Origin of the sequence: Nocardioides ochotonae, from assembly GCF_011420305.2 — a bacterium.
Taxonomy (GTDB): Bacteria; Actinomycetota; Actinomycetes; order Propionibacteriales; family Nocardioidaceae; genus Nocardioides; species Nocardioides ochotonae.
Genome location: NZ_CP061769.1, coordinates 1,191,326 through 1,210,325 on the forward strand (window position 1 = coordinate 1,191,326; position 19,000 = coordinate 1,210,325).

General features: G+C 73.5%; 18 protein-coding genes. 13 read left to right on the forward strand and 5 right to left on the reverse strand.

Annotated features, from left to right (window positions below):
• Positions 1–75: 75 nt before the first annotated feature.
• The 11 genes from HBO46_RS05800 to ilvC all read left to right on the forward strand — a co-directional run bounded on the left by HBO46_RS05800 (position 76) and on the right by ilvC (position 12,228).
• A complete protein-coding gene (locus tag HBO46_RS05800; RefSeq protein WP_166140255.1) occupies positions 76–1,155 on the forward strand; it encodes a WD40/YVTN/BNR-like repeat-containing protein in 1,080 nt (359 codons plus the stop codon).
• Positions 1,156–1,211: 56 nt separating this feature from the next.
• The gene (gene ilvD / locus HBO46_RS05805) at positions 1,212–2,891 is read left to right on the forward strand and encodes a dihydroxy-acid dehydratase (RefSeq protein ID WP_166140256.1); all 1,680 of its coding nucleotides are present in this window, start codon (positions 1,212–1,214) and stop codon (positions 2,889–2,891) included.
• Positions 2,892–2,971: 80 nt separating this feature from the next.
• The gene (locus HBO46_RS05810; protein WP_166140257.1) at positions 2,972–3,937 is read left to right on the forward strand and encodes a hypothetical protein; all 966 of its coding nucleotides are present in this window, start codon (positions 2,972–2,974) and stop codon (positions 3,935–3,937) included.
• Positions 3,934–5,028 (forward strand): FUSC family protein, encoded by a 1,095-nt coding sequence (locus HBO46_RS05815; protein WP_166140258.1) that lies wholly within the window; start codon positions 3,934–3,936, stop codon positions 5,026–5,028. The genes HBO46_RS05810 and HBO46_RS05815 overlap by 4 nt, the downstream gene beginning before the upstream one ends.
• Positions 5,029–5,081: 53 nt before the next feature.
• Positions 5,082–6,326 (forward strand): kynureninase, encoded by a 1,245-nt coding sequence (locus HBO46_RS05820; RefSeq protein ID WP_166140259.1) that lies wholly within the window; start codon positions 5,082–5,084, stop codon positions 6,324–6,326.
• Positions 6,327–6,330: 4 nt separating this feature from the next.
• Positions 6,331–7,356 carry a S66 family peptidase gene (locus HBO46_RS05825; protein WP_166140260.1) on the forward strand — a complete coding sequence of 342 codons (1,026 nt, stop codon included), beginning with the start codon at positions 6,331–6,333 and terminating at the stop codon, positions 7,354–7,356.
• A 49-nt stretch (positions 7,357–7,405) separates the two neighbouring features.
• Positions 7,406–7,822 (forward strand): VOC family protein, encoded by a 417-nt coding sequence (locus tag HBO46_RS05830; RefSeq protein WP_166140261.1) that lies wholly within the window; start codon positions 7,406–7,408, stop codon positions 7,820–7,822.
• Positions 7,819–8,505 carry a VOC family protein gene (locus tag HBO46_RS05835; RefSeq protein WP_224769394.1) on the forward strand — a complete coding sequence of 229 codons (687 nt, stop codon included), beginning with the start codon at positions 7,819–7,821 and terminating at the stop codon, positions 8,503–8,505. Before HBO46_RS05830 ends, HBO46_RS05835 begins: the two co-directional genes overlap by 4 nt.
• Positions 8,506–8,799: 294 nt before the next feature.
• Complete coding sequence (locus tag HBO46_RS05840; RefSeq protein WP_166140263.1) at positions 8,800–10,554, forward strand: acetolactate synthase large subunit; 1,755 nt, start codon at positions 8,800–8,802, stop codon at positions 10,552–10,554.
• Positions 10,554–11,093: an acetolactate synthase small subunit gene (ilvN, locus tag HBO46_RS05845; protein ID WP_166140264.1), complete on the forward strand. Its 540-nt coding sequence runs from the start codon at positions 10,554–10,556 to the stop codon at positions 11,091–11,093. The genes HBO46_RS05840 and ilvN overlap by 1 nt, the downstream gene beginning before the upstream one ends.
• A gap of 106 nt (positions 11,094–11,199) precedes the next feature.
• Positions 11,200–12,228, forward strand: coding sequence for a ketol-acid reductoisomerase (gene ilvC / locus HBO46_RS05850; RefSeq protein WP_166140265.1), 1,029 nt, complete (start codon positions 11,200–11,202; stop codon positions 12,226–12,228).
• A gap of 269 nt (positions 12,229–12,497) precedes the next feature.
• Here ilvC and HBO46_RS05855 read toward each other — a convergent pair whose 3' ends face one another.
• On the reverse strand, positions 12,498–13,343 hold the full coding sequence (locus HBO46_RS05855; protein WP_224769395.1) for an ABC transporter permease: 846 nt from the start codon (positions 13,341–13,343) through the stop codon (positions 12,498–12,500).
• Positions 13,340–14,239 (reverse strand): ABC transporter ATP-binding protein, encoded by a 900-nt coding sequence (locus HBO46_RS05860; protein WP_166140266.1) that lies wholly within the window; start codon positions 14,237–14,239, stop codon positions 13,340–13,342. Before HBO46_RS05860 ends, HBO46_RS05855 begins: the two co-directional genes overlap by 4 nt.
• Positions 14,240–14,381: 142 nt before the next feature.
• Between HBO46_RS05860 and HBO46_RS05865 the strand changes: the two genes are divergently transcribed.
• On the forward strand, positions 14,382–15,089 hold the full coding sequence (locus tag HBO46_RS05865) for a DsbA family oxidoreductase (protein WP_166140267.1): 708 nt from the start codon (positions 14,382–14,384) through the stop codon (positions 15,087–15,089).
• A 3-nt stretch (positions 15,090–15,092) separates the two neighbouring features.
• On the opposite strand, the gene HBO46_RS05870 is transcribed toward HBO46_RS05865, so the two are convergent.
• Together HBO46_RS05870 and HBO46_RS05875 are read right to left on the reverse strand one after the other, a co-directional pair.
• On the reverse strand, positions 15,093–15,542 hold the full coding sequence (locus HBO46_RS05870; RefSeq protein ID WP_224769396.1) for a DUF6069 family protein: 450 nt from the start codon (positions 15,540–15,542) through the stop codon (positions 15,093–15,095).
• A complete protein-coding gene (locus tag HBO46_RS05875; RefSeq protein ID WP_166140268.1) occupies positions 15,526–16,533 on the reverse strand; it encodes an RNA polymerase subunit sigma-70 in 1,008 nt (335 codons plus the stop codon). Before HBO46_RS05875 ends, HBO46_RS05870 begins: the two co-directional genes overlap by 17 nt.
• A gap of 134 nt (positions 16,534–16,667) precedes the next feature.
• On the opposite strand from HBO46_RS05875, the gene HBO46_RS05880 reads away from it, so the two are divergent.
• Complete coding sequence (locus tag HBO46_RS05880; protein WP_166140269.1) at positions 16,668–17,120, forward strand: MSMEG_6728 family protein; 453 nt, start codon at positions 16,668–16,670, stop codon at positions 17,118–17,120.
• A 35-nt stretch (positions 17,121–17,155) separates the two neighbouring features.
• On the opposite strand, the gene HBO46_RS05885 is transcribed toward HBO46_RS05880, so the two are convergent.
• Positions 17,156–18,769, reverse strand: coding sequence for an ATP-binding cassette domain-containing protein (locus HBO46_RS05885; protein WP_166140270.1), 1,614 nt, complete (start codon positions 18,767–18,769; stop codon positions 17,156–17,158).
• Positions 18,770–19,000 lie beyond the last annotated feature (231 nt).

Sequence of the window (19,000 nt, forward strand, 5' to 3'; positions counted from 1 at the left end):
CTAGACAAGAGCGGACCGGCGGCGAGCCACGCCACGGTCCGTACGGCGTACGACGAAGCGGCCAGGAGGTCGGCGATGGCGACGGTGCTGATGGTGGGGACCCGCAAGGGGCTGTGGATCGGGCGCTCGGACGACGATCGCCGCGAGTGGGACTTCACCGGTCCGCACTTCGACATGGAGGAGGTCTACTCCTGCCTCATCGACACCCGCGGCGAGCGCCCCCGGCTGCTCGCCGGTGCCTCGTCGAGCTGGCTGGGACCCCAGGTACGGCGCTCCGACGACCTCGGCGCGACCTGGCAGGAGACACCCGGGTCGGTGCGCTTCCCGGAGGCCCACGACGCCTCGGTCGAGCGGATCTGGCAGCTCGTGCCCGGCACCGAGGCCGGGGTGGTCTGGGCCGGCACCGAGCCGGGGGCGGTCTGGCGCTCGGCGGACGCCGGCGAGACCTTCGCCCTCGTGGAGGGGCTGTGGAACCACCCGCACCGCACCCAGTGGGACGCCGGGTACGGCGGCCAGGCCTTCCACACCGTGCTGCCGCACCCCACCGACCCCGGCTCGGTGACCGCGGCGATCTCGACCGGCGGGGTCTACCAGTCCGCCGACGGCGGCACCACGTGGGCGCCCCGCAACACCGGCATCAAGGCGGAGTTCATGCCGGGCGAGGTGCAGTACCCCGAGTTCGGCCAGTGCGTCCACAAGGTCGCGCGGCACCCCTCGCGGCCGGAGCGGATGTTCCTGCAGAACCACGGCGGGGTCTACCGCTCCGAGGACCACGGCGCGAGCTGGCACTCGATCGCCGACGGACTGCCCAGCGACTTCGGCTTCCCCGTGGTCGTGCACCCTCACGATCCGGACACCGTCTACGTCTTCCCGCTCGGCCAGGCCTGGGCGCGCTACCCCGTCGACGCGCGCCCGCTGGTGTGGCGCTCTCACGACGCGGGGGACAGCTGGGAGCCGCTGGGCAAGGGCCTGCCCGAGCAGCTGTGGGTCGGGGTGATGCGCGACGCGATGTGCACCGACGCCCACCCCTCCGCCGGCGTGTACGTCGGGGCGCGCAACGGCGCGGTCTGGGCCTCGGCCGACTCGGGGGAGAGCTGGCAGCAGGTGGTCGCCAACCTGCCCGACGTCATGTGCGTGCGAGCGGCCGCGGTCTGAGGGTCACCGGCCGGACCGCTCGCGGGAGCCGGCGGCGCCGGGACTATCCTCAGCACATGACCGAGCACGACATGAAGCCCCGTTCCCGCGACGTCACGGACGGCCTCGAGCGTGCCGCCGCGCGCGGGATGCTGCGTGCCGTGGGCATGGGCGACGACGACTTCGCCAAGCCCCAGATCGGTGTCGCGTCGAGCTGGAACGAGATCACCCCCTGCAACCTGTCCCTCGACCGGCTGGCCAAGGCGGTCAAGAACGGCGTGCACGCGGCCGGCGGGTTCCCGCTCGAGTTCGGCACCATCTCGGTCTCCGACGGCATCTCCATGGGCCACGAGGGCATGCACTTCTCGCTGGTCTCCCGCGAGGTCATCGCCGACTCGGTCGAGGTCGTGATGAGCGCCGAGCGGCTCGACGGCTCGGTGCTGCTCGCCGGCTGCGACAAGTCGCTGCCCGGCATGCTGATGGCCGCCGCCCGCCTCGACCTGTCCAGCGTCTTCCTCTACGCCGGCTCCACGATGCCCGGCCAGGTGGACGGCAAGGACGTCACGATCATCGACGCCTTCGAGGCCGTCGGCGCCTGCCTGGCGGGCAAGATCAGCCGCGAGGAGGTGGACCGCGTCGAGCGGGCGATCTGCCCCGGCGAGGGCGCCTGCGGTGGCATGTACACCGCCAACACCATGGCCTCCGTCGCCGAGGCGATCGGCATGTCGCTGCCCGGCTCTGCCGCCCCGCCGGCCGTCGACCGTCGTCGTGACGGGTTCGCCCACCGCTCTGGCGAGGCGGTGGTCAACCTGCTCAAGCACGGCATCACCGCGCGCCAGATCATGACCAAGGAGGCGTTCGAGAACGCCATCACCGTGGTGATGGCGCTCGGCGGCTCGACCAACGCGGTCCTGCACCTGCTGGCGATCGCCCGCGAGGCCGAGGTCGACCTCACCATCGACGACTTCAACCGGATCGGCGAGAAGGTCCCGCACCTGGCCGACCTCAAGCCGTTCGGCCGCTTCGTGATGACCGACGTGGACCGCATCGGCGGCATCCCGGTGGTCATGAAGGCGCTGCTGGACGCCGGCCTCATGCACGGCGACTGCCTCACCGTCACCGGCAAGACGATGGCCGAGAACCTCGCCGAGCTGGCCCCGCGCGCGCTCGACGGCGACGTCATCCGCACCCTCGACAAGCCGATCCACGCCACCGGCGGGATCACCGTCCTCAAGGGCTCGCTGGCGCCCGAGGGCGCCGTGGTCAAGAGCGCCGGCTTCGACGACACCGTCTTCGAGGGCACCGCCCGCGTCTTCGACGGCGAGCAGGCCGCGATGGACGCGCTGGCCGCCGGCCAGATCAAGGCCCGCGACGTGGTCGTCATCCGCTACGAGGGCCCCAAGGGCGGGCCCGGCATGCGCGAGATGCTCGCGATCACCGGTGCCATCAAGGGCGCCGGCCTCGGCAAGGACGTGCTCCTCGTGACCGACGGTCGCTTCTCCGGCGGCACCACCGGCCTGTGCGTGGGCCACATCGCCCCCGAGGCCGTCGACGGCGGACCGATCGCGTTCGTGCGCGACGGCGATCCGATCACCCTCGACGTCGTGAACCGCACCCTCGAGGTGCGCATCGACGACGAGGAGCTCGCGCGCCGCCAGGACGGCTGGGAGCCCCGCGCCCCGAAGTACACCCGCGGGGTGCTCGGCAAGTACGCCCGCACGGTGCAGTCCGCCGCGCACGGCGCCGTCACCAGCTGAGCGCCGCACCGACACCAGGACCCGGGGCCGGCAGGCAGTCGGCCCCGGTCTCCCGTCGCGCGCGCGGCGTACTGCTCCTGGTGAGCCTGCTGGTCCTGGCCCTCGTCGGCACCGCGGCGTTCCTCGCCCTGGGCCCCGACGAGCCCGCCGACCCGGTCGCGGCGCCCGTCGCCGACCCCTCGGCCACGCCGCTCGCACCGGCGTCCCCGGCTGCTCCGACCCCGACCCCGACCCCGACCACGGCCGCGACCCCGGCGCGCGCCACGCTGCCGCACGGCGGTCGTGCGGTCTTCGAGGGCAACCGGTTCCTGGTGGCCTACTACGGCACCGCCGGCTCCGGCGCCCTGGGCGTGCTCGGCGAGGACCGTCCGGCGCTCATGCACCGCCGGCTGGTCGCGGCCGCGGCGCCGTTCGCGCGCCCGGGACAGCCGGTGCAGCCGGTCTATGAGCTGATCGTCACCATCGCCGACGCCACCCCCGGGCCGGACGGCGACTACCACCACGACATCGACCGGCGGGCCGTGCAGCGCTACATCGACGCCGCGCACCGCCACGGAGCGCTGGTGCTGCTCGACATCCAGCCCGGCCACGCCGACTTCCTGACCGTGGCGCGGCGCTGGGCGTGGGCGCTGCGCGACCCGTACGTCGGGCTCGCGCTGGACCCCGAGTGGCGGATGCCCCGCGGGGAGGTCCCCGGCCGGGTGATCGGGCACGTGCGCGCCGCGGAGGTGAACCGCACCTCGGCGTGGCTCGCGCGCCTGGTGGCCCGCCACGACCTGCCGCAGAAGCTCTTCGTGCTGCACCAGTTCCGCGGCTCGATGCTGCCGGACCTGGAGCGGGTGCGGGCCCGGCGCGGGCTGGTGATGGTGCAGCACGCCGACGGCTTCGGCACACGCAGCGAGAAGCTCGCCAGCTACCGCGCGATCACCCGGCCGCGGCAGTTCACGATGGGCTGGAAGCTCTTCTACGACGAGGACGTCGACCGTATGGGCGCCGCCGCCGTGCACCAGGTGCGGCCCCGCGTGCGCTTCGTCAGCTTCCAGTGACCGCGCGCAGGTGGCTCCCGGGCGCCGGCCTCCTCGGCCACCGGGACCGGCTCGGCCGGGTGGGGCGCGACATCGTCGAGGTCCGCCCGCACGGCGACGCGCACTTCGTCGCGCTGCGCGCGGCGGTCTCCACCTCGGTCCCGCTCGTCGTCCTCGGCCTCGCCGGGCGCCTCGACCTGAGCATGTACGCCGCGTTCGGCGCCTTCACCGCGCTCTACGGGCGCAACCACGTGCACGTGCCGCGGCTGCGGATGCAGCTGCGGCTCGGCGCGCTGCTGACCCTGGTGGTCGGGGCCGGCGTGCTGGTCGGGGTCTCCCCGCACCGGGCCTGGCTCGCGGTACCGCTGGCCGCCCTGCTCGCCTCGGGCTGCACGCTGCTCTCCGAGCGCCAGGACTGGCACCCGCCCGGCGCGCTGTTCCCGGTCTTCGCCTTCACCGCCTGCGCCTCCCTGGCGAGCCGGCCGCGCGACGTCGTGGTGGCGCTCGCGGTGGCCGGCGCCAGCGCGGCGTTCGCGGTCGTCGTCGGCAACGTCGGGGCGTTCTGGCGCCGCCGTCACGTCCCGCGCCGGGAGCGCTCGGGGCCACGGCCGCCGACCCACCGCCCGGTGCAGGTGCGGCGGTTCCCGCGCAGCGGCGTGGCCGTCCTCCTCGCCGGCGCGCTGGCCACCGGGGTCGGCATCGGGCATCCCTACTGGGCGATGGTCTCGGCGGTGGTGCCGCTGGTCGCGCGCGACTTCTCCGCCCAGCTGGTGCGCGGCACCCAGCGGGTGATCGGCACCTTCCTCGGCCTGGCGGTCACCGGCGTGCTGCTGGCGCTGGACCCCTCCGCCTGGGTGGTGATCGCGCTGATCGTCGCCCTCCAGACCGGTGCCGAGCTGCTGATCGGGCGCAACTACGCCCTCGCGCTCACCTGCGTGACGCCGCTGGCGCTGCTGGCGCTGCACCTCGCGAGCGGCGGGAGCGACCCGTGGGAGCTGGTCGTCGACCGCGGGGTCGAGACGGTCATCGGCGTCGTCATCGGCCTGGGCGTCGGCTTCCTCGCCCGGCCCAGCGCGCGGGAGATCATCGGGCGCCGCGGCCTCCCCGGCTGACCGCGCTTCCGGTCCGGAGTGCCGGGACACCGCGGGGGAGGCAGGATGGCGCCGTGACCCCCGTGACTCCCGCGACCCCCGGGCCCGCCACCCTGGACGCCGCCGACCCGCTCGCGGCGTACCGTGACCGCTTCGTCGGCGCCGAGAGCCCGCTCGTCTACTTCGACGGCAACTCCCTGGGCCGCCCGCTGCGGGTCACCGGGCCACGGCTGGCGCGCTTCGTGGACCAGGAGTGGGGCGGGCGGCTGATCCGCGGCTGGGACGAGGACTGGCTCGCGCTGCCCGAGCGCGTCGGCGACGACCTGGGTCGCGTCTGCCTCGGCGCGGCACCCGGCCAGACGGTGGTGGGGGACTCCACGACCGTGCTGCTCTACAAGCTGGTGCGGGCCGCGGTGGCGCTGCGCCCCGGGCGCACCGAGATCGTGCTGGACCGCGACAACTTCCCGACCGACCGGTACGTCGCCCAGGGCGTCGCCGCGGAGTGCGGGCTGACGCTGCGCTGGATCGAGACCGACCCGGCGGGCGGCGTCGAGGCCGACCAGCTCGCCGAGGTGGTGGGGGAGCGCACCGCGCTGGTGCTGCTCAGCCACGTCGCCTACCGCTCGGCCTGGCTCGCCGACGCCCCGCGGCTGACCCGGATCGCCCACGACGCGGGCGCCCTGGTGCTGTGGGACCTGTGCCACTCCGCCGGTGTGGTCCCGGTCGAGCTCGACGCCTGGGACGTCGACCTGGCCGTCGGCTGCTCCTACAAGTACCTCAACGCCGGGCCGGGCGCGCCGGCGTGGGCCTACGTCGCGCGCCGGCTCCTGGAGGACACCGAGCGCCCCTTCGTCCAGCCGGTGCAGGGCTGGATCGGGGCGGCCGACTCCTTCGCGATGGGTCCTGACTACCAGCCCGCGCCCGGGATCCGCCGCGTGCTGTCCGGTACGCCGCCGGTGCTCGGGATGCTCCCGCTGCGCGACATGCTCGAGGTCCTGGCGGAGGCCGGGATCGAGGCCGTGCGCGCCAAGTCGGTCGCGCTCACGTCGTACGCCGCGGAGCTGGGCGAGGAGCTGCTCGGCGACCTCGGGGTGCGGCTCGCCTCCCCGCGCGAGGTGGAGCGGCGCGGCGGCCACGTCACGCTGGACCACCCGCAGATGCGCGAGGTCACCGCCCGCCTGTGGCAGCGCGACGTGCTGCCGGACTTCCGCGAGCCGCACGGGCTGCGGCTGGGCCTCTCGCCGCTCTCGACGTCGTTCGCCGAGGTGGCGAGCGGCATCGAGGCCGTTCGCCACGAGCTCGTGGACCTGCGACGCTGATCGCATGCGCTTCCCCCGCCCCCTCCGCCCCGGCGACACGGTCGGCGTGGTCGCGCCGTCCGCAGGTGTCGCGCCCTCCTACGTCCCCCGCCTCGAGGTCGCCTGCACGGCGCTGAAGGAGCGCGGCTTCGACGTGCGCCTCGGCGAGCACCTCGTCGTCCACGACGGAGGGGTGGCCGGCACCGCGCAGCAGCGCGCCGCCGACCTGATGGCGATGCTGCTCGACCCGGCGGTCGCGGCCGTCGTACCCCCGTGGGGTGGGGAGCTGGCCATCCAGGTCCTCGACCACCTGGACTGGGACGCGCTGGCCGCCGCGGAGCCGACCTGGCTGGTCGGCTACAGCGACCTCACCACCGTGATGCTGCCGTTCGCGACCCGTCTCGGCTGGGCCAGCCTGCACGGCGCCAACCTGCTGGAGACGCCGTACGCCCAGCCCGCCGGGCTCGCCCACTGGACCGACGCGCTGGCCACCGCGCCCGGTACCCCGCTCACCCAGCGCTCGCCGGGCCGCCACAAGGGCCCCGGCTTCGATGACTGGGAGGCGGAACCCACGACGTCGGGGGAGCGCGAGCTCCCCGAGACCGGCTCCTGGGAGGTCGTCGGGGGAGGCGGCCTCGACGTCACCGGACGCCTGGTCGGCGGCTGCCTGGAGGTGCTCGGGCCGCTGGTCGGGACGCCGTACGGCGACGTGCCCCGGCTGGGCCGCGAGCTCACCGAGGACGGACTGATCGTCTATCTGGAGGCCTGCGAGCAGGACGCCTTCAGCATCTGCCGCACCCTGCACGGGATGCGGATGGCCGGCTGGTTCGAGGAGGCCGAGGCGGTGCTGATCGGACGCACCGCCGCCCCCGACTCGCCCGGGCTCACCCAGCACGACGCCGCCCGCGACGCGCTCGGCGGGCTCGACCTGCCGCTCGTGCTGGACGTCGACTTCGGCCACGTGTGGCCCTACCTGCCGATGGTCAACGGCGCCCTGGCGCGCGTGGTCGTCGACGGCGAGCGGGCCGAGATCACCCAGACCTGGGGCTGATCGCCCGCGGGACCTGGCCGCTGTCGGCAGCGGCTGGCATCGTGCTCGCATGGACCCACGGATCAGCTTCATCACCCTGGCGGTCGCCGATCTCGAGACCAGCCGGGCGTTCTACGTCGACGGCCTCGGTTGGCGCCCGGAGCTGCACGTGCCCGGCGAGGTGCTGATGCTCGAGGCCGGCGAGCGTCTGGTGTTCTCGCTGTGGCAGCGCGAGCACTTCGAGGCCGAGGTCGGCCTGATCGCCTCCGGCCCCGGGGTGGCGCCGTTCACGCTGTCGCACAACGTCGCCACCGAGGCCGAGGTCGACGCGGTGCTCGCCGAGGCGCGCGCGGCGGGGGCCTACCCCGTGCAGGCCGCGCAGCGGCGCGAGTGGGGCGGATGGACCGGCTACTTCGCCGATCCCGACGGCCATCGCTGGGAGATCGCCACCAACCCCGGCCCGATCGGGCAGCGGGTGCTGCCGTGAGTCGCCCGAGCGAGGAGGACCGCCGGCTGCTGGGCGGGCGCGACGTCGCCGAGGCGGGCCTGACCGACTGGGTGCTGCTCACCGGTGTGCTGCACGCGCGGTTCCGGATCCCCGACTACGCCACCGGGCTGTCCCTGGTCGCCCAGGTCGGTGCCGCCGCGGTCGCCGCCGACCACCACCCCGACCTCGCCCTGCGCTACGCCGAGCTCGACGTCCGCCTCGTCAGCCACGACGTCGGCGGGGTCACCGCCCGCGACCTCCGGCTGGCCCGCGAGATCAGCGTCGCCGCGGCCCGTGCCGGCGCCCGCCCGACCTCGGTGGGTCTCGCGGTGGTCGAGCTCGCCCTGGACACCTCCGCGGTCGACACGGTACGGCCGTTCTGGGCGGCCGTGCTCGGCTACACCGACGACGACGGCGCGCCCCACGGTGCGCGCGACGAGGTCCGCGACCCGCACGGCGTCGCGCCCTCGCTGTGGTTCCAGGAGGCGGGTCCCGACCCGTCGCCGCCGGCGCAGCGCTTCCACCTCGACGTCTGGGTGGATCCCGCGGCCGTGGAGCCCCGCATCCGCGCCGCGCTCGCGGCCGGCGGCACGCTGCACAGCGACGCCGAGGCCCCGGCGTACTGGGTGCTCGCCGACCCGCAGGGCAACAAGGCGTGCCTGTGCACTTGGCAGGCACGCTGAGGCCGACCGAGGAGTCGGCGCGGCTGGCAACCACATCGTGGGACCGCCGTCCCGCATCGTGGGACGGCGTGAGAGGGTGGGCACCTGGACGAGGGACCAACGGTGCTATCGTGCCTACATGCGCCAGGACATTCTTGTACGCACGCGACGCGCCCGCTGACCACAAGTCAGCCAGCGCGTCACCCCTCGTTGCCCAGCAACCGAGGGGTTTTTTGTTGCCGCAGCGGCCCACGACCGCCGCCCGGGGCAGCACTGCACAACAACCCGCATGGTCACAGACAGGGAAAGCAAGCAATGAGCGAGCAGATCACCGGCGCGCAGAGCCTGGTCACGTCGCTGGAGGCGGCCGGGGTCGAGCACATGTTCGGGATCCCGGGGGGCGCGATCCTCCCGGCCTACGACCCGCTGATGGACTCGACCATCCGCCACATCCTCGTGCGCCACGAGCAGGGCGCCGGACACGCCGCGCAGGGCTACGCCACCGCGACGGGCAAGGTCGGCGTCTGCATGGCGACCTCCGGTCCGGGTGCGACCAACCTCGTGACGCCCCTCGCTGACGCCCACATGGACTCGGTCCCGCTGGTGGCGATCACCGGCCAGGTCGGTGCTTCCCTGATCGGCACCGACGCGTTCCAGGAAGCCGACATCCGCGGCATCACGATGCCGATCACCAAGCACAACTTCCTGGTGACCGACCCCGCCGAGATCCCGCAGAAGATCGCGGAGGCCTTCCACCTCGCCTCCACCGGTCGTCCCGGCCCGGTGCTGGTCGACGTCACCAAGTCCGCGTTGCAGGCGATGACCACCTTCCGCTGGCCCACCGAGCTGCACCTGCCGGGCTACCGGCCGGTGACCAAGCCGCACGCCAAGCAGATCCGCGAGGCCACCAAGCTCATCCTCGAGGCGCGCCGACCGGTGCTGTACGTCGGCGGCGGCACCATCCGCGCCCGCGCCCACCGCGAGCTGCGGGTGCTCGCCGAGCTCACCGGCATCCCGGTCGTGACCACGCTGATGGCCCGGGGCGCGTTCCCCGACAGCCACCCCCAGCACCTCGGCATGCCCGGCATGCACGGCACCGTCGCCGCGGTGGCGGGGCTGCAGAAGAGCGACCTGATCATCAGCCTCGGCGCCCGCTTCGACGACCGCGTCACCGGCAACCTGGACTCCTTCGCGCCCGGCGCCAAGGTCATCCACGCCGACATCGACCCCGCCGAGATCGGCAAGAACCGCGCCGTCGACGTCCCGATCGTGGGCGACTGCCGCGAGGTCATCTCCGACCTGGTCGTCGCGCTCAAGGCCGAGGCCGACGCCGGCAACACCGGCGACTTCGAGGGCTGGGTCGAGTTCGTCGCCGGCATCAAGCGCAAGTACGCCCTCGACTACGAGCGCCCCGCCGACGGCTCGCTGGCGCCGCAGCACGTGCTCCAGCGCCTCGGGGAGATCGCCGGCCCCGACTCGATCTACGCCGCCGGCGTGGGCCAGCACCAGATGTGGGCCGCGCAGTTCATCGGCTACGAGAAGCCCAACACCTGGCTGAACTCCGGTGGCCTCGGCACCATGGGCTACTCGGTGCCCGCCGCCATGGGCGCGAAGGTCGGCATGCCCGACACCACCGTGTGGTCCATCGACGGCGACGGCTGCTTCCAGATGACCAACCAGGAGCTCGCCACCTGCGCGATCGAGGGCATCCCGATCAAGGTCGCGATCATCAACAACGAGTCGCTCGGCATGGTGCGCCAGTGGCAGACGCTCTTCTACAACGAGCGCTACTCCAACACCAACCTCCAGCGCCACGGCGGCCCGGTGCGGATCCCGGACTTCCCCAAGCTCGCCGAGGCCTACGGCTGCGTGGGGCTCTCCTGCGATCGTCCCGACGACCTCGACGCCACCATCGAGAAGGCGATGTCGATCAACGACGCGCCGGTCGTGGTGGACTTCCGCGTCCACCGCGACGCGATGGTGTGGCCGATGGTCGCCGCCGGCACCAGCAACGACGACATCAAGTACGCGCGCGACCTCGCGCCCGAGTTCGACGAGGACGACCTCTGATGAGCAAGCACACGCTGTCGGTCCTGGTCGAGGACAAGCCCGGCGTCCTGGCCCGCATCGCCGCCCTGTTCAGCCGGCGCGGCTTCAACATCGAGTCGCTGGCCGTCGGGCCGACCGAGCACCCCGAGATCTCGCGGATGACCATCGTGGTCAACGTGGACCGCTCGCCGCTCGAGCAGGTCACCAAGCAGCTCAACAAGCTGGTCGAGGTGATCAAGATCGTCGAGCTCGACCCGAACGCCTCGGTGCACCGCGAGCTGCTCCTGGTCAAGATCGCCGCCACCGCGGAGACCCGCGGGCAGGTGCTCGACACCGTCCAGCTGTTCCGCGCCAAGGTGGTCGACGTGACCGTCGACGCGCTCACCGTCCAGATCACCGGCAACGCCGACAAGCTGGCCGACTTCCTGCGCGTGGTGGAGCCGTTCGGCATCCGCGAGCAGGTGCAGTCCGGCATGGTCGCGATCGGTCGCGGCTCCCGCTCGGTCTCCGAGCGCAGCCTGCGCCCGGTGCCGATCCCCGCGCCGCCTGCCGCGATCTGACCCGCGTGTGCCGGGGGGCCTGCGCGCCCCGGCGTACCGGCTTGCAGACTTGTCCTACTTCCCAGCGTCACCCACCTGAAGTTCCCACCCAGAAGGAGAAGCCCCCGTGGCTGAGATGTTCTACGACGACCACGCCGATCTGTCCCTGATCCAGGGCAAGAGCGTGGCGGTCATCGGCTACGGCAGCCAGGGCCACGCCCACGCGCTGTCGCTGCGCGACTCCGGTGTCGACGTGCGCGTCGGTCTGCAGCCCGGCTCCAAGAGCCGCGCCAAGGCCGAGGCCGAGGGCCTGCGCGTCCTCACCCCCGCCGAGGCGGCGGCCGAGGCCGACGTCGTCGTCATCCTCGCGCCCGACCAGCACCAGCGGAAGCTGTACGCCGAGGAGATCGCCCCCCACCTCAACGCGGGCGACACCCTGGTCTTCGGCCACGGCTTCAACATCCGCTTCGGCTACATCACCCCGCCCGAGGACGTCGACGTCTTCATGGTGGCCCCGAAGGGCCCGGGTCACCTGGTCCGTCGTGAGTACGTCGACGGCCGCGGCGTGCCCGTGCTCGTCGCGGTGGAGAAGGACGCCTCGGGCAAGGCCTGGGACCTCGCGCTCTCCTACGCCAAGGCGATCGGCGGCCTGCGTGCCGGCGGCATCAAGACCACCTTCACCGAGGAGACCGAGACCGACCTGTTCGGTGAGCAGGCCGTCCTGTGCGGTGGCGCCTCGCAGCTGGTCATGTACGGCTTCGAGACCCTCATCGAGGCCGGCTACCAGCCCGAGGTCGCCTACTTCGAGTGCCTGCACGAGCTCAAGCTCATCGTCGACCTGATGTACGAGGGCGGCATCGCCAAGCAGCGCTGGTCGGTCTCCGACACCGCCGAGTTCGGTGACTACGTCTCCGGCCCGCGGGTCATCACCCCCGAGGTGAAGGAGAACATGAAGGCGGTCCTCGCCGACATCACCAGCGGCGCGTTCGCCGAGCGGTTCATCACCGACATGGACAACGGCAACCCGGAGTTCACCAAGTTCCGCGAGCAGGGCGAGGCGCACCCGATCGAGAAGACCGGCCGCGAGCTGCGCAAGCTCATGGCGTGGGTGAAGAGCCACGACTCGGACTACACCGAGGGCACCGCGACCCGCTGAGGAGTGAGGCGGAGGTACGCCGAGCGCCAGCGAGGTGTGCCGAAGCCGAGCCCCGCAGGCGGGTCGCAGACAGGTACCGCGACCCGCTGAGGCCGCGGCACGCCGAGCCCCGCAGGCGGGTCGCAAATAGGTAGAGCGGCCCGCTGAGGTCCATGGCGGGAACTCCGCTGAGGTCCACGCCGGACCGCATCACCATCGAAAAGGGCCTCCCTCACAGCAGCTGCTGTGAGGGAGGCCCTTCTCGTCGTGCGCGGGGAGCGGTGGGCGGGCTACTTCACCTCGGCGCGGAGGATCAGGCGCAGGCCGATCGCGAGCGGGACCAGCAGCCAGATCGTGCCGGAGGTGGCCAGCTGGGCCCACTGCTCGGCGCTGGGCACGCCGTCGAAGAGCGGGGTCGTGGCGTAGTTGAAGTCGATCCACGGGCCGAGGTCGCGGTACCACTCCTGCGCGGCGGCCAGGGCGCTGGTCGCGCCCGGAAGCACGAAGGAGTAGACGAAGTAGGCCACGATCGCGGCCGCCGAGCTGCGCAGCAGGGTGCCGAGCATGAAGCCGACCAGTAGCCCGAGCACGTTGGCGACCATGATCATCCCCAGGTTGGCGGCGCTGATGTCCCAGACCGTGTCGGTGCCGGCGATCGCGGTGCCGACGACGTTGCCGAGCGCCCCGATCGCGGCGGCGAGCAGCATCGAGACGACGCCGATGGCGATCGCGAGGCCCGCCTTGACCGCGATCACGCGGCCCCGGTCCGGCACCAGGGTGAACGTGGTGAGCCCGGTGCGCTGGCTCCATTCGCTGGTGACCGCGAGGATCGCGACGATCGGCAGGATCACCGCCATCGGGACCCCGATCGCCGTGGCGAACGTGTCGTAGGTCAGTGCGGAGTCCGGGGCGAAGACGATGACCGCGGCGGTCGCACCGATCGCGAGGATCGCGATGCCGGCCATCAGCCAGAAGCCGGAGCGGGTGTCGAACATCTTGCGCAGCTCGACGCGCACCACGCGGGACAGCGGGATCGGCGCCGGCGCCGCACGCGGGCCGGTGTGCTGCTCGGCGATCGTGGCGAGCGGGTCGCTCGACTCGAGGGTGCCGGTCGATGCGGATGAGGTGGTGCTCATGCTGCTGCTCCTTCGCGCTGGGTCTCGGCGGTGAGCTCGAGGAACATCTCCTCCAGGCCGGCGCCGTCGGCGGACCTGAGCTCGGTGAGGGGTACGCCGGCGGCGAAGGCGACCTGCCCGACGTGGGCGAGTTCGGCGTCGGTGCGCAGGGCCCCGTTGCCGGCGGCGGTGAGGGTGAGCCCGGCGTCCTGCAGGGCGCGGGCGAGGCGGTCGGGATCGGCCGCGCGGACGACGGTGCCCGCGGCGGCGAGCAGGTCGGCCTTGGTGCCCTGGGCGACGATCCGGCCGTGGCCGATGACGACGATGTCGTCGGCGATGACCTCGATCTCGTGCAGCAGGTGGCTGGAGAGCAGCACGGTGCCGCCGCGGTCGGCGTACCCGCGCAGCAGGTCGCGCATCGCCCGGATGCCGGCGGGGTCGAGGCCGTTGGCGGGCTCGTCGAGCACCAGTACCTCGGGGTCGCCGATCAGTGCGGTGGCGATGCCGAGACGCTGGCGCATCCCCAGGGAGTAGTGACGCACCCGCCGCTCCGCCTCGGCCTCGGTGAGGCCGACGTGCGCGAGGGTCTCGGCCACCCGTGCGCGGGGCAGGCCCATGGTGAGCGCGGCCAGGGTGAGGATCTCGCGGCCGGTGCGCCCGGCGTGCTGGGCGGAGGCGTCGAGGAGCACGCCGATCTCGCGGCCGGGGTTGGGCAGGTCGGCGAAGCGGCGGCCGAGCACCGTGGCGGTGCCCGAGGTCGGCGGGGTGAGACCGACCAGGATGCGCATCGAGGTGGACTTCCCAGCGCCGTTGGGGCCGAGGAAGCCGGTGACGCGGCCGGGCCGCGCCGTGAAGGTGATGTCGTCGACGGCGGTGAAGGCGCCGTACTTCTTGGTCAGGGACTCGACGGTGATCATGGCTCCCAGCCTGTGTCGTGGGTCACGGTCGGCGCATCGGGGACCTCGCCCCGTCGGCCCCTGATCCGACCCTGAGACGTCTCAGGGGTGAGGCATCGGGGTCGCGGGGGAATGGTCCGGTGCGCGGCGGGGTTCGACCGGCATGCGCATCGAGATCTGGAGTGACGTCGTCTGCCCGTGGTGCTACGTCGGCAAGCGCCGCCTGGAGGCGGCCCTGGCCGGCTTCGCGCACGCGGACGAGGTGGAGGTCGTCTACCGCTCCTTCGAGCTCGACCCCTCGGCCCCGCAGCACGGCACCGAGCCCAGCGTCGTCTCGCTGTCGCGGAAGATGGGCCGTCCCGAGGAGCAGGTGCGCGAGATGGTCGGCGGGCTGATGGAGACCGCGGCCGCCGACGGCCTCGAGCTGCGGCTGCTCGACACGGTGCACACCAACACCGTGGACGCGCACCGGCTGCTGCACCTCGCCCTCGAGACCGGCGGCCCGGCGCTCCAGGGGACGCTCAAGGAGGAGCTGCTCGCGGCGTACTTCACCCGCGCGGAGGACATCGGCGACCACGCCGTCCTGCGCACGGCCGCGCTCGCGGCCGGCCTCGATGCCGCGCGCGTGGACGCCGTGCTCAGCGGCGAGGAGTACGCCGACGCGGTGGCCGCCGACATCGCCCAGGCCCGGGCCTACGGCGCCACCGGCGTGCCGTTCTTCGTGGTCGAGGGCACCTACGGCATCTCCGGCGCCCAGCCGACCGAGGTGTTCAGCCAGGTCCTCGAGCAGGTCTGGACCGAGACCCACCCCGTGCTGCAGACCGTCGGCGGCGACGCCGAGGCGTGCGGGCCGGACGGCTGCGCGATCTGACCCTCAGCGGGCCCGGGTGCGCAGGCGCCACCACAGCGCGGGGACCATCACGGCCGCCGCGACGAGGTGGAGCCCGACCAGCACGCTGACGGTGGCGGCGTCCGCCCCGGACAGGAGCGGCGGGACCAGCGAGGCCGCGGTCAGCGCCCCGGCCGTCCAGGCGAACCGCGTGGCGGGTCGGGCGCTGAACCACAGGAACGCCGCTGCCAGGACGACCCCGACGAGCGAGAGGACGCCGGTCATCGTCGTGACCCCTGCCAGCGGGATGCGCTCGCCGTCCTCGGGGACCTCGAGGGCGACCCCACCGGCCGCGGCCAGCGCGGCGACGGCCGTGGTCAGCGCCATCGCGACGAGCGTGGCCACCAGACCGGCGACGGCGAGCCCGAGGAACCGGTGAGCCGTCCGGTCGGGTGCCGGGGCCGCGACGGCCCGGGCGTCACGTGTCCTGGTCATGGCGGTCCTCCGTCAGACGCTCGGGCAGCCCGAGGCGCGGAAACCGGTCGGCGTGGAAGGTCAGGATCTCGGTGATCGTCCCGCCGCTGATGCGCAGGGCGTCGAGCGTCAGCGGCAGGTAGGCGCCCTCGGAGTCCTGCCAGAGGTAGAAGGCGACGGCGGGCTGCCGGTTCACCGAGGTGGGTACGGCGCGCATGCGCCCGAGCTCCTCGAAGCCGTCCTGCACCCAGTCCGCCACCACCGCGTCGCGCCCGACCCGAAGCCCCGGCGTGGGCGGCATCGAGCAGCGCACGTCCTCGCGCAGCAGCGCGGCGAGCGTGTCGACGTCCGTGGCGAGGCTGGCGTCGGTGAACCGGCGTACGAGCGCTCGGGTCGCGGCGTCCTCCTCGCCGTGGGTCCAGTCCTGCCGCTCGGCGGGCAGGTGCTCCCGCATGCCGGCGCGGGCCCGCTGCAGCGCGCTGTTGACCGAGTTGACGGAGTCGCCCAGGAGTTCCGCGACGTCGCGGGCCGGCCAGCCGAGCACGTCGCGCAGGATCAGCACGGCCCGCGGGCGCGGCGCGAGGTGCTGGACGGCGACCAGGTAGGCCAGCTCGATCGTCTCCTGCGCGACCGCGACGGCCTCCGGCTGCTCCGCGTCGTCCGCCGTGAGCTCGTCGAGCAGCCGGTCGGGGTAGGGCTGGAGCCACCGCACCTCGAGCCCGGTCGCCGCCTTCGGGCGCCGCTTGGCGAGCAGGTCGAGGCTGGCGTGGGTGGCGATGCCGTACAGCCAGGCCCGGAACGTCGAGCGCCCCTCGAAGGTCTCGCGGCGATGCCACGCACGCAGGAACGTGTCCTGCACGGTGTCCTCGGCGTCCTCGAACGAGCCGAGCATCCGGTAGCAGTGCACGTGCAGCTCGCGACGGTGCCGTTCGGCCAGCCGCGAGAACGCCGGCTCGTCGAGCTCTCCCAGGCCGCTCGCGGCCGGCCCCTCGGGTCGTGTGTCCGTGCTCATCGCCTCATCCTCGGCTTCTGGTCTCATCGTGTCGTAGGTGTGACGGCTGCCGGCGCGAGAACTCATCACCGACGGGGCCCACTGCCTGCTGGGCCGTGACGAGTGAGTCCTGACCGGCGGGTCACCGGTGTCGCGTGCAGACCTTCCTGCCCTACCCCGACTTCGCGGCCTCCGCCCGGGTGCTCGACGCGCGGCGGCTCGGCAAGCAGCGGGTGGAGGGGATCCAGGTGATCCGGGGGCTGATCGTGCCGGGCTACGGGTGGCGCCACCACCCGGCGGTGAAGATGTGGCGGGGGTACGTCGAGGCGCTGGGGCGCTACGCGCTCACCTGCTGCGAGGTCTGGGTCGAGGCTGGCCGCGCGGACACCTGCGCGGCCACCATCCGCACGGACCTGGCCGGGGCCGGCGTGGAGCGGGTGCGCAGCCAGGCCGCGCTGGGGCGGGCCGGCGCGCTGCCGCCGTGGCTGGGGGAGGAGGCCTTCCACCGCAGCCACCGCTCCGCGCTGGTGCGCAAGGACCCGGACTTCTATCGCCCGCTGTTCCCCGACGTCCCCGACGACCTGCCCTACGTGTGGCCGTCGTCGTGAGGGTGGGGTGGTGTCGCCGTGCCCCGGACCGGTGCTCATCCCCGCAGCTGCGCGGACGTGGGCGCCCCGCCGCCCCCGACCTCCAGCACCCGGTCCACACCGACGTCGGCGAGCAAGCCGGCGTCGTGGCTGGCGACCACCAGCGCGCCGCGGTACGCCGCGAGGGCGGTGACCAGGGCGTCGTAGGAGGCGAAGTCGAGGTTGTTGGTCGGCTCGTCGAGCAGCAGCAGCTGGGGAGCCGGGTCGGCGAGCAGCAGCGCGGCCAGGGTCGCCCGGAACCGCTCGCCCCCGGAGAGCACGCCCACCTCGCGGTCCGCGGCACGACCGCGGAACAGGAACCGGGCCAGCCGGGCGCGGACGGCGTTCGGGTCGGCGGCGGGCGCCCGGTCGGCGACGTTGCGGTAGACCGTCCGGGCGTCGTCGAGCAGGTCGAGGCGCTGGGAGAGGTACCCGATCGGGACGTGGACGACGACGGTGCCGGCTGCCGGGGCCTGCAGGCCGGCGAGGGTCTCGAGCAGGGTGGTCTTCCCGGCGCCGTTGGGGCCGATCACCGCCACCCGGTCCGGGCCGCTGAGGGAGAGGTCGACGGCGGCGCCGGTGCGCAGCACCAGGCCGGCGGTGCTCAGCACCGCCCGGCCGCGCGGCACGTCGGTCGCCGGGAGCTCCACCCGGATGGCGCGGTCCTCACGCAGGCGCTCCTCCGCACCCTCAAGGCGCTCCCGGGCGGCCTCGAGGCGGTCCTCGTGGAGGTGCCGGTACTTCGCCGCGGTCTCCTGGGCGGCGCGCTTGCGGGCGCCCATCACGATCTTGGGCTCGCGCTTGGTGGCGTACATCTTCGCGCCGTACCGACGCCGCTGCGCCAGCACCCGCTCGGCCTCCGCCCGGTCCGCGCGCTGGCGTCGTACGTCGGCCCGCGCGGTGCTCACGGCCTGCTCGGCGGCCGCCTGCTCGGCCGCCACCTGCTCGGCGTACGCGCGGTAGCCCCCGCCGTACCAGCGCACGCCACCGGCGCGCAGGTCGCCGATCCGCTCGACCCGCTCCAGCAGCTCGCGGTCGTGGCTGACCACGAGCAGGGTGCCCGGCCAGGCCCCGACCACCTCGTGCAGCCGGGCCCGGGCGCCGGCGTCGAGGTTGTTGGTGGGCTCGTCGAGCAGCAGGATCTCCGGTCGCGCCAGCAGCAGCCGGGCCAGGCCGAGCCGCACCGCCTCGCCGCCGGAGACCTCTCCGAGGCGGCGCTCGAGCAGCGGGCCGGGCAGGCCGAGCCGCTCGAGCTCGGCGACCACGCGCTCCTCGACGTCCCAGTCCTCGCCGACGATCTCGTAGTCGGCCGGATCGACCGAGCCGGCCTCGATCGCCCGCAGCGCCCGGCGTACGCCGCCGACCCCGAGGAAGTCGTCGACGCGACGGGTGACGTCGAGGGTCAGGTCCTGGGGGAGGTAGCCGACCTCGCCCGCGACCCGCACGTGGCCGGAGGCGGGCGCGAGCAGACCGGCGGCGAGGCGCAGCAGCGTGGACTTGCCGGCACCGTTGGCGCCGACCAGGCCGGCGCGCCCCGGTGGGACGAGCAGGTCGAGGTCGCGCAGACCGGGGGTGCCGTCGGGCCAGCTGAGGCTCACCGAGGCGAACGAGATCGCGGCGGGTGCAGACATGGGGGTGCTCCGAACGAGAGGGGATCACGGGTGGGTGACGGCCTCAGAGGAGCAACGGGACCTGCCTGGCGACGGGGTTGGGACGCCGCCACGGTAGGGCGGTGGACCAGCCCGGCGCCACCGATTTGCTCCGGTAGGCTCGGCCACCGGCACAGCGTCGTGCACCACCGGCCCCGGGCGGCGCCTCACCGGCACCCGGGTCCGTCTCCTTCAACGATCGAGGAACGCCCG